Source organism: Dissulfurimicrobium hydrothermale, assembly GCF_022026155.1.
Lineage (GTDB): Bacteria > Desulfobacterota > Dissulfuribacteria > Dissulfuribacterales > Sh68 > Dissulfurimicrobium > Dissulfurimicrobium hydrothermale.
Genome location: NZ_CP085041.1, coordinates 71,829 through 86,858, shown reverse-complemented (window position 1 = coordinate 86,858; position 15,030 = coordinate 71,829). Strand labels below are relative to the sequence as shown.

Annotated in this window: 15 protein-coding genes; 9 read left to right on the top strand and 6 right to left on the bottom strand. The window is 53.9% G+C overall.

The genetic code is table 11. From position 1 onward, the window contains the following. Positions 1 to 22: 22 nt before the first annotated feature. Positions 23 to 667 (bottom strand): site-2 protease family protein, encoded by a 645-nt coding sequence (locus LGS26_RS00400; RefSeq protein WP_237888729.1) that lies wholly within the window; start codon positions 665 to 667, stop codon positions 23 to 25. Positions 668 to 849: 182 nt separating this feature from the next. Here LGS26_RS00400 and LGS26_RS00395 point away from each other — a divergent pair, with 182 nt between their 5' ends. Together LGS26_RS00395 and LGS26_RS00390 are read left to right on the top strand one after the other, a co-directional pair. Continuing rightward, positions 850 to 1,068 (top strand): ribbon-helix-helix protein, CopG family, encoded by a 219-nt coding sequence (locus LGS26_RS00395; protein WP_237888728.1) that lies wholly within the window; start codon positions 850 to 852, stop codon positions 1,066 to 1,068. Continuing rightward, positions 1,058 to 1,288, top strand: coding sequence for a type II toxin-antitoxin system RelE family toxin (locus LGS26_RS00390; RefSeq protein WP_330873297.1), 231 nt, complete (start codon positions 1,058 to 1,060; stop codon positions 1,286 to 1,288). Before LGS26_RS00395 ends, LGS26_RS00390 begins: the two co-directional genes overlap by 11 nt. Positions 1,289 to 1,427: 139 nt before the next feature. Here the strand turns inward: LGS26_RS00390 and LGS26_RS00385 are convergent, their stop codons facing one another. Continuing rightward, complete coding sequence (locus LGS26_RS00385) at positions 1,428 to 2,297, bottom strand: hypothetical protein (RefSeq protein WP_237888727.1); 870 nt, start codon at positions 2,295 to 2,297, stop codon at positions 1,428 to 1,430. 148 nt (positions 2,298 to 2,445) lie between these two features. Further along, a complete protein-coding gene (locus LGS26_RS00380) occupies positions 2,446 to 2,922 on the bottom strand; it encodes a hypothetical protein (protein WP_237888726.1) in 477 nt (158 codons plus the stop codon). A gap of 419 nt (positions 2,923 to 3,341) precedes the next feature. Between LGS26_RS00380 and LGS26_RS00375 the strand changes: the two genes are divergently transcribed. From LGS26_RS00375 to LGS26_RS00345, 7 genes are all read left to right on the top strand, one after another. Continuing rightward, positions 3,342 to 4,802, top strand: a complete 1,461-nt coding sequence (locus tag LGS26_RS00375; protein ID WP_237888725.1) for a sigma-54-dependent transcriptional regulator — start codon at positions 3,342 to 3,344, stop codon at positions 4,800 to 4,802. Then, on the top strand, positions 4,792 to 6,417 hold the full coding sequence (locus LGS26_RS00370) for an ATP-binding protein (protein ID WP_237888724.1): 1,626 nt from the start codon (positions 4,792 to 4,794) through the stop codon (positions 6,415 to 6,417). Before LGS26_RS00375 ends, LGS26_RS00370 begins: the two co-directional genes overlap by 11 nt. Before the next feature lie 294 nt (positions 6,418 to 6,711). Continuing rightward, positions 6,712 to 7,584, top strand: coding sequence for a PAS domain-containing protein (locus tag LGS26_RS00365; protein ID WP_237888723.1), 873 nt, complete (start codon positions 6,712 to 6,714; stop codon positions 7,582 to 7,584). 6 nt (positions 7,585 to 7,590) lie between these two features. After that, positions 7,591 to 7,938: an STAS domain-containing protein gene (locus LGS26_RS00360; protein ID WP_237888722.1), complete on the top strand. Its 348-nt coding sequence runs from the start codon at positions 7,591 to 7,593 to the stop codon at positions 7,936 to 7,938. Positions 7,939 to 7,984: 46 nt separating this feature from the next. Further along, positions 7,985 to 8,404: an ATP-binding protein gene (locus LGS26_RS00355; RefSeq protein ID WP_237888721.1), complete on the top strand. Its 420-nt coding sequence runs from the start codon at positions 7,985 to 7,987 to the stop codon at positions 8,402 to 8,404. Beyond that, the gene (locus LGS26_RS00350; protein ID WP_237888720.1) at positions 8,392 to 9,534 is read left to right on the top strand and encodes an ATP-binding protein; all 1,143 of its coding nucleotides are present in this window, start codon (positions 8,392 to 8,394) and stop codon (positions 9,532 to 9,534) included. Before LGS26_RS00355 ends, LGS26_RS00350 begins: the two co-directional genes overlap by 13 nt. Continuing rightward, positions 9,507 to 10,877 (top strand): sensor histidine kinase, encoded by a 1,371-nt coding sequence (locus LGS26_RS00345; protein ID WP_237888719.1) that lies wholly within the window; start codon positions 9,507 to 9,509, stop codon positions 10,875 to 10,877. The genes LGS26_RS00350 and LGS26_RS00345 overlap by 28 nt, the downstream gene beginning before the upstream one ends. On the opposite strand, the gene LGS26_RS00340 is transcribed toward LGS26_RS00345, so the two are convergent. Genes LGS26_RS00340 through thiC form a run of 3 tightly spaced genes read right to left on the bottom strand, consistent with a single transcriptional unit; the run spans position 10,871 to position 15,016 of the window. Beyond that, entirely contained in the window at positions 10,871 to 12,358 is a 1,488-nt protein-coding gene (locus LGS26_RS00340; protein WP_237888718.1) for a fumarate hydratase, read from the bottom strand. The two genes, LGS26_RS00345 and LGS26_RS00340, sit on opposite strands and share 7 nt — an antisense overlap. After that, positions 12,355 to 13,713, bottom strand: coding sequence for a bifunctional hydroxymethylpyrimidine kinase/phosphomethylpyrimidine kinase (gene thiD / locus LGS26_RS00335; RefSeq protein ID WP_237888717.1), 1,359 nt, complete (start codon positions 13,711 to 13,713; stop codon positions 12,355 to 12,357). Before thiD ends, LGS26_RS00340 begins: the two co-directional genes overlap by 4 nt. Continuing rightward, complete coding sequence (gene thiC, locus LGS26_RS00330; RefSeq protein ID WP_237888716.1) at positions 13,703 to 15,016, bottom strand: phosphomethylpyrimidine synthase ThiC; 1,314 nt, start codon at positions 15,014 to 15,016, stop codon at positions 13,703 to 13,705. Before thiC ends, thiD begins: the two co-directional genes overlap by 11 nt. Positions 15,017 to 15,030: the final 14 nt, after the last annotated feature.

The window sequence follows — 15,030 nt, the reverse complement described above, 5'->3', positions numbered from 1 at the left end:
GTCCTCAACTAGATATAGGTATTTAGGGTATCACGCCCATGAACAATCTGTTCAAATAGATGATCAGCGGGACTATAATGCGCCCTGTGACCCCTGTAAAGACAAGGATAAGTATGAGAATAAAGCCGTAGCGTTCAAACTGCTCATACCAGATTGCAAGTTTAAGGGGCAAGAGCCCTATCAGCACCTTGCTCCCATCCAAAGGCGGGATAGGGATCAGATTGAATATCGCAAGCCCTATGTTTATCTGGACGCTCACATAGGCCATATACACAAGGGGCCGGGCAAAATACAGAGAAGGGCCCCATATCCCTTGCAGAAAACCAGCCGTCTCCCTTAAAAGCAAGGCGCTAAGGGCTGCAAGGATCAGGTTGGCCGCAGGCCCTGCCAGCGAGACCCAGATCATGTCTCTTCTTGGCGACTTGAAATAGCGCGGATCAACCGGCACAGGCCTTGCCCAGCCTATGGTCTGGGTCATAAAGAAGACAAGGGTCCCGACCGGATCCAGGTGGCGGATGGGGTTGAAGGTAAGACGCCCCTGCATCTTGGCCGTCGGGTCCCCAAGGCGGTATGCCACCCATCCGTGGGCCATTTCATGCACTGTTACGGCCAGGAGTATGGGTGGGACAAGTATGGCGAGTTTTTGTATGATATTACTAAGATCCATAGGCAGATAATATAATCGGAATAATCCGGAATCGCTAGGCCGTTCCAGATGAATTGGTGTTGTATTTGATGTCTAAATCAGCACCAAATAAATGGGGTGGCAACAAATAATTAACAGGCATCAGCAATTTTCTGCCATTCTCCTGTGTACAGATGTAATACATCAATGACAGGAGATGCACTATGAATACAGCAATATCTGTTAGGCTTCCCAAATATCTCGTCGATCAGCTCGACAGCATAGCCAAAGAAACTGAGAGGCCGCGCTCCTTTATTATCCAGAAAGCGCTAGAGTCATACATTGAAGATTTTGCCGATCTTCAGATCGCACTCGATCGGCTCTACGACAAGGGTGATGCTATCATTTCCGGCAAAGAACTGAGGGAGTCACTTGGCTTATAACGTTGTCTACAAGAAGTCGGTACATCGCGATCTCAAGAAGTTGTCAAAAGCTGAGGCCAGCCGCATCCTTGACCAAATAGAACAAGGGCTTACGAAGAAACCTGAATCGCATCCGGTACTCAAAGGTCAATTTGCCGGGCTACGCAAGTATCGTATTGGTGACTATAGGGTAATTTATGCCCTTGTGGGCGCAGATATTCTTGTTCTCCAAAGGGGTTAAACAAAAACCCGCCCATGGAGTTTCCCGCGAGCGGGGTGGATAGGTGATGAAATGAAAATAAAAAAAGGCGGGGTAAAACCCCGCCTTTTCAGGTTGTTGCTCGAACGATGCGCCGAGGAACAGGGCGCATTCTATACTACTAGTTTTGTTCGCCAGCAAGCATGGTCTGGGTGGCGCCGATCAAGTGCGAGTCAACATAGCTGAAGACCAGCATGTCGTTTGTTTCCCCTGTTGCGCAAGTAGCAGGCGCTGGCACTACGAATCTTATAAAGCCATCCACAAAGCTGGCAGGCCTTCCCACGATTGTTGATGGATCTATAGTGTTTAGCTCAGCATTTGCAAAAGGAATATTGACAGATTGGCGGTTCTCTTGATCGTCAAAGATATCAACAGTCTGATTACCGGTTATATCGCAAACTGACCAGAATTCTACAGTAGTAGTAGCACTGTATGCCGGGTCAATCCAGTAACGGACATCAAGGGTCTTGCCAGGGGCGGTAGCAGCCACAGCTGAAATGATGCTGGTTGAAGTCATCTTGGTTAGGTCGGTACCGGCAGCATAATCAGTACCTGCTAAAGGTAAAACAGGCACAAAGACGGCATCCTTGGCGGTGGTGTCAACTAAAAATGCATTAGCTGCAATATCAGAAGTAGTAGACGTTGTTGCCAAAGAGCCAGATGAGAAGACCAGATATCCTCGTGTATTTGCAAGGCCTACCCCTGAATATTTCTTCCATGAAAAAGGATAAAAACCGTTTGCTGAAATTTTGAATTGACTGTCAGTTACATGGTTGCTGTTCACATCAAAGAAGGTCCAGTAAACAGTGCATCCACTTGTATTTTTGCACGTGAGACCCACCACTGTGTCTATATTGTCCCCTTGTACCACGAAAGGCACAAGCTGTCCAGGGGCATACTCACCAAGCGTTATGGCCCCCGCCTGGCTTGACCACATTGCAAGCATCAATGCTGCAACAAGACTGAGTGAGAGAGAAAAAATCTTTTTCATCCTGAAATCCTCCTTGTTTTGTTTGTTTTTGACTTGTTTGAGAAACTTTTTTGAATCTTAGACCAAAAATCGAAATCTTACAACCTGTTAAACCTGTAAACCTTCGGACCTGCCTGTATCGGCCTGCACTCCCTCTTACCACCTCCTTTCATCGCTTTTCACCGCTTTCAATCCGTTTAAGATCTTTCATGATCCCTTCAGCGTGATGGTACCAGTCACCATCTATTATAAGCCAGACGTCTTTGGCGTCTGTATTAAACACATGCGAACCCATCGCAGGTATGATATAGCCGATCTTGACGTCAACCGTCGCCCTGTCACCCTCGATCTTTGCGCCGGTGACTTCGGCGGACTTATAGATAAGCCCGGCCTTTCTCACGTATGCACTTATGGGCTGGGCCCCTGTCTTTGAGACCTCTTCGTATTGATATGCAGAGACGTAATCACCCGCTGCCACTGCAGCCCAGTAGGACCTGGCCCTTGAAAGGAGACGTTCTTCAGAGGTCTTTTGTTGAAGACCAGCGCATGCCGAGAGGCAGACCCCTATCGCCAGGAGGCAGGTAAGCAGGTAAATTCTCGTCTTTCGGGCGTCGGTCGTCATCTTTGTGTTTTTTAATGTATTCACGTCGTGTTTGTTTTACGCCTTGATCGACACTGATACTGATTAATATTATTCGGTTGTCTGAACCCTTTAGTTTAAAATCGGGGGCCTTTCAGCCTGAATAACTGTAAAACCGTAATACAGCCACAAAACTATGTCAAACAAAACACGCTGTCAATATCTTTCTGATAGACCAGCAAAAAATCATCAACAACATCCCGACCCATTTATTGCCGGCGCGATTGCTTGTTTAGTTAAGTTATTATACAGGAACCTTTGAGTTGTCAATAAAAAATTGAGCAACCAAAGGCCCTGGACGCAATCTCAGCATCTTTACTATTTTAATACCATGTTTTTTTGTGTTGTCTAGGTGTAAAATAAAATCAAATATTGGACACGGGTGCGCGGAGCGCGATATCCCGAGTTTGTTACAGCGGTGGCCGATGAAGGAATCGAAACTTGCAGCGCCGTCCCCCGGCAGGCCTGTGGTCCTCGTGGCGGACGACGACCGGAGCCTGAGGGAGTTTCTTGAGATACTCCTTCAAAAAGATGGTTATGACGTGGTCCTTGCTGCTTCGGGTGATGAGGCCCTTGGGATATTGAAAGACAGGGCCGACGTCTCGGTGGTCTTGAGCGACATCCGCATGCCTGGCATGGACGGCGTTGCGCTCCTTCGGGAGGTCAAGAAGGTGCGGCCGCAGACGCCGGTCATCCTCATCACGGCCTTCGGTTCCATGGACTCGGCCGTCTCGGCCATGAAAGAGGGCGCCCTGGACTACATTACCAAGCCCTTCCGCATAGACGAGATACGCAAGGTGATAAGGCAGGCCGTTTCGTTCAACGCAGGCAATAAGGGCGGCACTGTTTCGGGGGGCGCAGAGGCTGTGGGGGCATATCTGCCTGAAAAGGCCCCGAAGGCGGCAAGGTGTGACCGGATGCTTGCCGCAAGCCCGGCCATGCTCAAGATCTTTGAACTCATACCAAGGGTTGCATCGAGCCCGTCGAGTGTCCTCATAACCGGGGAGAGCGGCACGGGAAAGGAGCTTGTAGCCAGGGCCATCCATAACCTTGGAAACCGGGCCGGGATGCCCTTTGTGGTGGTGAATGCGAGCGGTATACCTGAGAACCTCCTTGAGAGCGAGCTCTTTGGCCATGAAAGGGGGGCGTTTACAGGGGCGCTCGCGGCAAGGCGTGGTCTCTTTGCACAGGCCGATAAGGGTACGATCTTCCTGGACGAGATAGGTGAGCTCTCAATGGCGCTTCAGGCTAAGCTCCTGCGGGTCGTGCAGGAAAAGACCTTTACGCCCCTTGGCGGCGAGCGCGAGGTCCGGGTGGATGTGAGGATCATATCCGCCACGAACAGGGACCTCGAAGAAGAGGTCATGGCAAGGCGTTTCAGGGAAGACCTGTACTTCAGGCTGAATGTCATCCATATCCACATGCCCCCCTTGAGGGAACGCCCGGAGGACATCCCCATTCTTGTGCAATATTTTCTGGACAAGTACTCCAAAGAACAGGGCAAAGAGGTACAGGGCATCTCAAGCTATGCCATGGAGGCCCTGACAGGCTACCATTTCCCTGGAAACGTGCGGGAGCTTGAAAACATCATCGAGCGCAGCGTTACGCTTGCGGCCTCGAATCTCATCCTGCCGGACAGCCTCTCCATATCGAGATTTAAAGAGGGGGGCAAAAGAGACCCTGATACAAAAGATGCTGACACCCTGCAAATCGACCCTGATATTCCTGACGAAGGGCTGGATATGGAGGCCTTTCTGGCCGAGATCGAGAGGAGGCTCCTTTTGAAGGCCATGAAGAGGGCGAACGGCGTGAAGACCGAGGCCGCGGCCCTCCTCGGCATGAATTTCCGCGCCTTCAGGTACAGGCTGGCAAAACATGGCCTCTAGCGGACAGGCCCCGATTGAACCGCGCTGGTTTTACTGGCTCATTGCTGTAAGGGTGCTCCTGATCGTCTTTGCCGCCCTGATAGGCTATTTCATGCCTGGGCAGTTCGCCGGAGGGCAGGGTCGTCTCTGGGGGGTCATGCTGACAGGCGCGGCCCTTTTCCTTACCCTCTTTTATAACCTCTGGTACAGGGCTGGCAGGGGCGGAAAGTGGCTCTTCAAGGCCCAGATCGCGTTGGACGCCCTGATGGTGGGGCTTGCCATATTCTTGACGGGCCGGACCTCAAGCCCGTTCACCTTTCTCTATCCGCTGGTCATAGTCTCGGCCTGCCTAGTCGAGGGCAGGGTCGGAGGGACCATGGCTGCCCTCTTGAGCACCGTCTTTTACGCCATGGCATCCCTGTGGGGTGTCAGCGGGGAAAGGGATATTATTGACGCCGCGCTTACCTTTTTTATCCACATGGCGGCCTTCAATCTTACGGCGTTTCTAGGGATACTCCTTGTCCAGCGCCTGATGCGCGCTGAGGCCAGGCTTTCAAGGGCGGTTGTTGACCTGAAGAGGATAGAAGAGGTCCACCGCCACCTGGCCGACAGCCTGAGCTCGGGCCTTATAGTTGTAGATGAAAACGGGTTTGTGCTTACCGTCAACCGCTCAGCCGTGCAGATACTCGGTAAAGACGTGCAGGACCGTCTCGGCGCGCCGCTTTCGGAGGTCTGGCCTGAGGGCGCGAAGAGGCTTTTCGACGACAAGGGCGCGGCTGTGAGGGGCGGGAGGCTTGAACTCGGGCACAAAGGGCCTGACGGCCAGGCGAAGATAGTGGGTATGTCGCCTTTCCCTCTCCTGGGTGATGGTGGGAGGCTGTTGGGCTTTGGCCTCATATTTCAGGACATCACAGGTGAAAAGGCCAGGGAAGAGGCGCTGAGGCGTATGGATCGCCTCGCCGCACTGGGCGGGATGGCGGCAGGGCTTGCGCACGAGATCCGGAACCCGCTTGCATCTCTTTCCGGGGCGGTGGAATTTTTAAGGGAACAGGGCCTTGTGCACCCGGACGGCGAACGGCTCTTTGACATAATAGCAAGGGAGGCGGAGCGGCTGAACGGACTTACCAGGTCATTTCTGCTCTATGCAAGGCCCGAGGGCAGGGAGAGCGCCAGTATAAATGTGCGGCGGGAGTTTGAATCGAGCCTCGCCGTTGCAGGTTTGCGCAGGACCGCGCCTGGGGCTGGCGGATCATCAAAAGATCCCGGTGTCGGGATTGAGATCGATATCCCTGATGACCTCGTTATGGATATTGATCCAGGTCAGTTCAGGCAGGTCATACTCAATATCATCTTGAACGCACATCAGGCTATACAGGGCAAGGGGGGCAGGATCAAGGTCAAGGCCATGGAGGAGGACGGCGTTGTCATGATAACCATCGAAGACAATGGCTGCGGTATTAAAAAGGATGACCTCATCCGGATATTCGACCCGTTTTTCACCACAAGGCCGGACGGAACAGGCCTCGGGCTTGCGATAGTCCATAGGCTCGTTCAGGGATGGGGCGGAGAGATAGGTGTTCAATCGGAAGAGGGCAAGGGGGCGAGATTCACCCTGCGCATACCAAAAAAGGCATGATAAGATAAAAATTATGCTATAATTTAAAATGTTGGAGGCGATATTATGCTTACTATTTATAAAAAAATTATAAAGGGCAGGCCTGCCGGGGTAATTATTTCATGGAAGGATTATAGAAATGGAAGAATTGTTGGGGTTGGATCTGGATAACGAGGTGACAGAAGACCTTAGACAGGCAAAAATGGATAGAGACAAGGGTAAAAAAGAGGCCTACATAGAACTTGATTCTCTATGAGATATAAACATATAGGCCCTAGAGGGGATGTATATAAAACTTAAAGGAGGCGTGCTGCAATGGATATAACCGATTACAAGGCCGATGAGGGCTTCATGTTCGAGATCATAAACGCCGTCCCGTCCGGTATATTCGTTACAGACCTTGAGCACAATATCCAGATCATCAACAAGGGCGCGGCAGCCCTGGTGGGGCGTACGCCAGGGGACTGTTTTGACCGCAAGTGCAGCGAGATATTCGATACCCCCATGTGCGGCACGGACAAGTGCGCCTGCCTTGTCGCAACAGATACAGACGAGGCCTGCCATGGTCAGACGGTGCTCCGCCATGACGGAAAAGAGATCCCCATAGAATATGCGGCCAGGCCTTTAAAAAACCACGAAGGCAAGGTGGTGGGCTGTGTCGAGCACTTCATCGATATCTCGGACCGCCTGGAAAAGGAGAAACTGATCCAGCGGCAGCAGGAGGAGATTATAAAGAAGCGCGAGGAATACATCCGCCACCTACAGGATGAGATACTCGAGCTTTCCACGCCGGTGATAGAACTCTGGGAAGGTGTACTGGCCCTGCCGCTTATCGGGACACTAGATAGCCACAGGGCGCGTCTCGCCATGGAGCGTCTCCTGGAGGTCATCGAGCGCACAAGGTCCCCATTTGTCATCATTGATATAACAGGGGTGCCGACCGTGGATACGGAGGTTGCGAACCGGCTCCTGCAGACGGTGGAAGCCGTGCGCCTGATGGGCAGTGAGGCCATACTTACAGGCATCTCCCCGCACATAGCCCTTACCATGGCGCACCTTGGCGTGAATATGTCCAACATTACGGTACGTAGCCGTATGAGCGACGCCCTTCATCTGGCCATAGTTGAGATACAGAGGAAGAGGAGCTCTATAGATCTGGTCACTGACGGAGAGCTTGGGCGGGGTTAGCACGCAATGGAGCCATTTTCCATCTTTTCGCTGGGTGACTGCCTTCTGGTTTCGGTCCAGGAGGAGATTGACGACCGGAGTATAAAGTCCCTTACCGGGCTCCTTGGCGAACGTGTGGCTGAAAAAAATGCAAGGGCTGTGATAATCGATCTCCATGACGTCGAGATAGTTGATACCTTTCTTGCCGAACACCTGGCAGGGCTTGTCTCGTTCCTCAGTCTTCTTAGGGCAAAGGTCATGGTGGCCGGGCTTCAGGCGCCGGTGATCCTCACCCTTATCGACTTTGATATCAGGTTGAAAGGGGTGGGATTTGCACTTGATGTCGAACAGGCGCTTGCAAAACTGAACAGGTGACGGCGGCATATGCTTAGGTCCTTTCCATATTTAGTATAGTCTGCTGATGTTCGGGCTGGATATAGAGAAAGAGACCTGCGCCGTGGTTGATCATGCCCATGGGCTGAGCCTGATCCGGGCGGAGGCGAGGGGGTTTTTCAAGATATTGGGCATAAGGGAACCGGTGCGGACGGAGATATTTACCATTATAAACGAGCTTGGGCAGAATATCCTGAGACATGCTGGAGGCGGCGGCGAGATATGCCTGAGCGTTCTGAAAACGGGCAAAAGGACCGGCATTAGGATTGTAGCTAGGGATTCGGGCCCAGGGATAATTGACCTCGAAAAGGCCCTTGAACCGGGTTTTTCAGAGGACAAGGGCCTTGGTCTCGGGATGTCCGCCATCGGCAACCTCTCTGACGACGTCCGCATCTCGACACTGCTTCCGCACGGTACACAGGTGGAGGTCATAAAGTGGATCATCTGAAGACGCCGCCTGTATGGGCTGAAATCAGGATAACAGGGCCTGAAGATGTGGTCATCGCAAGGCAGCTTGCGGCCGTGGCTGCGGATCGGTTGTCTTTCTCTGGGGCAAGGATAAAAGAGGCTGTGCTTGTGGCGAGCGAACTTGCGCAAAATCATCTTGAACACCATACCAGAAACGGCCTGATCCGCATAAGCGGCCTGGTCCTTAACAGTACCCCGCAACTTGGCATAGCAAGCCTTGACGAAGGCCCTGGGATCCAGGATGTAAAGGAGGCCATGAAGGATGGTTTCAGCACATCAGGCGGGCTCGGGGTCGGGCTTGGGACGGTAAGGCGCCTTTCTGACAGGTTTTACATCTGCTCGACGATGGTCGGGACCTCTCCATGTCCTGACCTCGGTGTTGATTTTCGTTTCGGTACGGTGGCGATTGCGGTTCTCTTTGACCATGCGACCAAGACCTGCCTGGATGTCTGCCCGCTGAATGAAGAGACCAATGACTTTGCAGGGTCGCAGATACAAAAAATAGACGAGGTCGATGTCTCGGCACTGATCCGTCCTTATCCAGGCGAGACATATTCTGGTGACGCATTTTACTGCCAGGACGACGGCTGTTTCTGCCGCATGGCGCTTATCGATGCGACGGGGCATGGGATATCCGCTGCCAGGACGGCTCAGACGGTCATAGACGTCCTGGCAGCGCTTCCGTTGAATATTGGGCTGGATAGGGTCCTTGAGGCTGCCGGCGAGGCCCTTGCTGGCTCAGACGGGGCGTCTGTCCACGTCCTGGTGCTTGACCGAGGTCTTTCAAAGGTTGCTGCTGCGGGCATAGGCAATGTGAATTGCACATTATATCTGGACGGCATAAGGCGCGGGCTGACATCAAGACCGGGCGTGCTCGGAAACGGCCGTTTGGCTCGAAAGGGATTTGAGATATACAATTTCAGTTCACAGGTACTTTGCTTCATGCATTCGGACGGGGTCAGGCCCATGCCGGATCTCCCTCCGGAGATTGCGCTCAAGCCCATCCCGTCCGGCATATGGGCGCATCTTTTTTTCAATCCCGAATCATCCTCTGAGGATGACGCATCGCTGGCGGTATGGAAGTGGCGACGAACAAAGACAAAGACATAGACAAGATAGACAAGAGGCTCCATGTCCTTACGCTCGTCGTGAAGAGACAGGACGATATCCCAAAGGTTCGCATGAAGGCCAAATTGCTTTGCCGGATGTGTGGTCTGGACCGGGTGGCGACAGCACAGGTCGGGACGTCAGCGTCGGAGATGGCCCGCCTCATCGTTAGGATGTCGGGTGGAGGGATCGTTACTTTTAGGATCGTCTGTTGCAAGATCGGACCCGCTATAGGCCAGGACCAGGGTGGGATAGAGCTTTTTTTCGAGGGGAAAAGGGCTTGCGATCCATCGGCCTTCAGCGACGGGACGTGTCCGCTTGACATAGAAGATCTGGGCAAGCTGCGCGCCGTCTCCGGCCTCAAGCGCGTTCTTGATTATGTGGAGATCCAATCAGGCGTCCATGGGGCGCCGCTCAAGGTCAAGGCGATAAAATGGGGGATAAGACGGCCGTGGGAGGAGATAAGTCAGAAAGAGGTCTCCCTCAGAAATGAACTTTTCAGAGACACTGAGGAGTCTTATATTGAGAACCTGAGGCTCAAACATGAAGAGGTCTTGAGGCTTCTTGAACAGACCACCGTTCAAAACAGGGAGTTGGATAGGATGAATTCGGAACTCCTGCAGCTCGGCCAGGACCTTGAAATAATGGCCAGGGAACACGCCACCATCCAGATGGCCCTGAGGATAGCCGACCGGATACGTAATCCTGTGACGGTGATCGGCGGCCTCATAAGGGCGATACTTAAAAAAGATCCGGCTGTCGGACAGGAGACCAGGCGCAGGCTCGAGGTTATTCGACAGGGTGTTGTTGAGCTCGAGGAATTTGTAAAGAGTTTTGAGGAGCTGGCCGAGAAAGAAGTGAGGTCTTTTGCCAGGGAGGATTTAAAGGGGATTGTGAACGAGGTGTTGAATACCTGGCGGCCGAGTCTTTTGAAGAAGGGCGTAACCCTTATGGCGGACATGCCAGAAGACCGCATAGAGATCATGGCCAACAGGAGGGTTTTGAAGACCGCCCTTCTTCACATATTGAGAAACGCCCTTGAGGCGTCGCCTGGCGGTGGGGTTGTCCGTGTGGCAATCACGCGACAGAAGGGTAAGCCCGCGGTAGTAATCTCAGACCAGGGCCCAGGGATACCGCCTGACGTGCAGAAGAGGCTCTTTGCCGCCCCTGTTACCACCAAGCCTGGAGGTACAGGCCTAGGGCTTTTTCTGGTAAAGGAGATATTGGAAGAACATCAGGGTGATATCGAGATAGAGAGCGTTCAGGGCAAGGGGACTACGGTGACCTGCCGCTTCCCTATCAGATGGAGGGAAGACACGGGATGGAGGTCGACGGTCGCTCAGTGAGAGGGCATGTAGGTTTTGTTTCGTCGTCTCGCTGTCTCTTCGTAGAGATCAGCGCCTGTTGCATCGTTTATTACGACGGCTGGGAGGTCTCTTACCTGGAGACGGTACATGGCCTCAGGGCCGAGCTCAGGAAAGGCCGCGAGTTCGCATCTGGTTATGCAGTGTGAAAGATAGGCCCCTGCCCCGCCTATCGTGGCGAGATAGATCGCACCATGGCGTTTCATGGCCTCACGCACCTCCAGGGAGCGGCGGCCCTTGCCGATCGTGGCGACGATCCCCTCCTCCAGAAGCCTTGGCATATAGGCGTCCATGCGGTAGCTGGTGGTTGGGCCTGCCGAGCCTATAACCCTTCCAGGTCTGGCCGGAGACGGCCCGGTATAGTAGATAGTCTGGCCTTTGAGATCCACAGGCAGGGGTTGGCCCTGATCCAGGAGTTTGACAAGGCGCCTGTGGGTCTGATCGCGGCCAGTATAGAGCAGACCATTCAAAAGGACCCAGTCACCCGCCCTTAGACCGGAGAGTATCTCCTTCCGGGCTGGGAGTTCAATGCTTATGACCTTGTCTTGACTAAAGGGCGCATATCTGCATTCTACATCCGTTTGGTCGGCGGTGGGGCTGACATCCGTCCCCACGGTCCATCGGCCGTCATGCCAGACGGCCTTCGCATGTCTAGCCGCATGGCACTGGATGTTTACGGCCACGGGCAGGCTTGCAATGTGGCACGGACAGGCCTCGATCGCCACGCCAAGGGTGGTTATATGCCCGCCAAGCCCTTGCGGGCCAATCCCCAAGCGGTTTATCTCGTCCAGGAGTCTGGCTTCAAGCCTTGCAAGCTCGTCCCTCGGGCTGGGTGTCCCTATGGGTCTCAAAAGGGCCTTTTTGGAAAGGATAGCGGCACGTTCCATGGTCCCCCCGATCCCGATGCCAATCACCCCAGGCGGGCATGGATTCGGGCCTGCCTTTAAGACAGTGTCCACAACTGCCTTCACTATGCCGTCAACGCCGGTTGAAGGCGGCAGCATGAAGAGGGCGCTCATGTTTTCGCTCCCGCAGCCCTTTGGCAGGCATTCTATAACGAGGTCATCCCGGTCTGTAAGTTCAACGTGGATTACAGCCGGGGTGTTGTCGCCCGTATTCTTGCGTGTTATCGGGTCACAGACAGAACATCTCAGATATCCCTTGCGTGTGCCTGACGCCACCCCCTGGTTTATCGCATGGATGAGGCCGCCGTCGATCGAGATAGACCTTCCTATCTCAACGAAGAGTACGTTGATCCCTGTATCCTGGCAGATGGGGAGGTGGTCCCGCCTCGCAATGCGGCTGTTTTCAAGGATCATATTAAGGATGAGTCTGCCCGTAGGCGATGATTCCCTTGCAAGGGCCTGAGATAGCACGGCCAAGACGTCCTCGGGGAGGTAGAAATTTGCGAGCTGCACCAGCTCCTCTGCAACTTCCGTTATCTCTTTTGCGGGTATCTTCATAAAGCGATTGATGCTATTTTGAGGGCCTTTTCGACCACTCCGGCAGGGTCCTTCCCAAGGAGCCGGATCATGGGTTCCTTGCCCGCTGCGCCCCGGTCGAATATCAGATCAGGCACCCGGCCTGCCCTCTCTATGGCCGTTCTTACCCCCCAGGAGAGGGTCGAACCCTCTCTTACGCGCATGTCTTCCGGCTCTTCATCCCTTGAAAATTCTTGAACCGCAAGCCCAAGTCCGGCAGCCTTTTTAATATAATCCTCGTCGAAGCGGATATTCATGGCCGATCTGAATGCCGGATCAAAACCCATGGCGGTCAGTATTATGCGGGCGACATGGCTCGATGCCCCGAATTCAGGACATGAGACCACCTTGACACCGTTCTTGAAACCTATGATGCGCCCCGGAAACGCAGCCACATCCATGATGGAATCAGGCCAAGGGAGGCTATAGCCGATATTTATTTGCACCTCAGGCGCAAGCGCCCTGCATGGAATAGAAGAGAGGCGACTTGCAGCCTCTTCGAGACATTTGATGACATCAAACCTCTCAAGTTTGTTTTCAAGTGGGGCGATGGGGTTGGTGGGCCCGATACCGCGGCCTATTTTAAACGCCCCCCTGATTGCCGTTGTCACAAAGGCCTTGGCCTTTCCGGCGGCCTCAATCACGTTGCAGCCCTTGGCAAGGAATACAGCGAGCGCGGATGCGAATGTGCAGCCGGTACCGTGTGTGTGCGTGGTATGGATGCGGTCGTGCGGCAATTCAGTTACACCGTTTGGGGTTGCAACCACATCCAGCGCCATGCCGTCTTCAAGGTGACCGCCCTTCAAGACCACCGCGCCACCTTTTTTGACCAGATGCAGGAGGTCAAGCGCCGCCCTGGACATGGCTCCGGCATCCGGTATCCGTCTATCGAGCAGGGTCTCTGCTTCAGGGATATTCGGCGTTACGACATCAGCAAGGGGCAAGAGGCGGTCTTTCAGGGCGAAGACCGCACCCTTTTCAAGGAGGGCCGCACCGCCCTTTGCAGTCATCACAGGGTCAACAACCAGCATTGCATCCCTTGCTAATGACGAGACAGTGCGGGAGACGGCCTCTACAGTCTCCGGGTTGGCGAGCATCCCGGTCTTTATGGCGTCGGGCCTTATGTCTTCGAGTACCGCCTCGACCTGTCTTGCAACAAGGTCTGCATCTATGGGCACAACGTCCTTTACACCAAGGGTGTTTTGGACGGTCAGGGCCGTGATCACCGCTGCGCCGTATGCGTCCAGGGCCGTAAAGACCTTTATGTCCTGTTGGATGCCGGCCCCGCCGCTCGGATCAGAGCCTGCTATCGAGAGCAGGCGTTTTTTAGACCGCATCGCCTCCCTTTTTGTCACACCTTGAGATAGCCCGCCTGAATGTCTTTATGGCGCAGTACTCACCGCACATGGTACAGGTCGGACCCTTGTAGGCCCCGCCTTCTTCCCAGTAGAGTCTGGCCTTGATCGGATCTATGGAGAGATCGATTTGTCTCTGCCAGTCAAGCCTCTGACGCGCCTCGGCCATCTCTCTATCTTTTTCAGTTGCCCCTGGCACCCCCTTTACGATATCCGCAGCATGGGCTGCAATCCGTGAGGCTATAATCCCTTCTTTGACATCGTCCAGGGAGGGGAGCTTCAGGTGCTCAGCTGGGGTGACATAGCATAAAAAGTCTGCGCCAGAGGCGGCGGCGATCGCCCCACCTATGGCACTTGTGATGTGGTCGTATCCAGGGGCGATGTCCGTCACCAGGGGGCCTAGGACATAGAATGGCGCCCCGTGACAGAGCCGCTTTTGAATAAGCATGTTTGCAGGGATCTGATCCATGGGCATGTGGCCTGGCCCCTCGATCATCACCTGTACGCCTTTTTCCCAGGCCCGCAGTGTGAGCTCGCCGAGGATGATGAGTTCGTGTATTTGTGCGCCATCGGATGCATCTGCGATGCAGCCCGGCCTCAAGGCGTCACCCAGGCTCAATGTGACCTCATGTTCCCTTGCTATGGCCAGGATGTCGTCGAAACGTTCGTAGAGCGGGTTTTCCTTCTTGTTGTGGACCATCCATTCGAAGACGAATGACCCGCCTCGGCTTACGATACCCATGGTGCGCCTGTCGGACTTGAGCCGGTCAAGCGCCCCCAAGGTGAGGCCACAGTGGATGGTCATGAAGTCCACGCCTTCTATGGCCTGTTCTTCTATGACGCGCAGGATGTCGTCAGGTTCCATTTCGCGGATGGCACGCTTGTGGACCTCGACCGTCTCGACCGCCGCCTGATATATAGGTACGGTGCCGAGCGGCACGGGGCACGCCTCTCTTATGGCCTGCCTTATTTCCTTTATTGGGCCGCCGGTGGACAGATCCATGACCGCATGCGCCCCTGCCTCGAGCGAGACCTTGAGTTTTTCAAGTTCAGTATCGATGTCTGGATGATCTTTGGATGTGCCGATGTTGGCGTTTATCTTTGTCGAAAGGCCCCTACCGATAGCCGCTGGGCGCTTAAGGTTCGCGTGGCGGTTGTGTGGGATCACTGCAACGCCTGAGCCGACATCGCGGGCGAGATCTCTCGGATCGACCCGTTCATCTCTGGCGCATTGATCTATGAGTGGTAAGATGACGCCTGATTTTGCCTTGTCTTTTATAGTCATAAAATAACGTTATC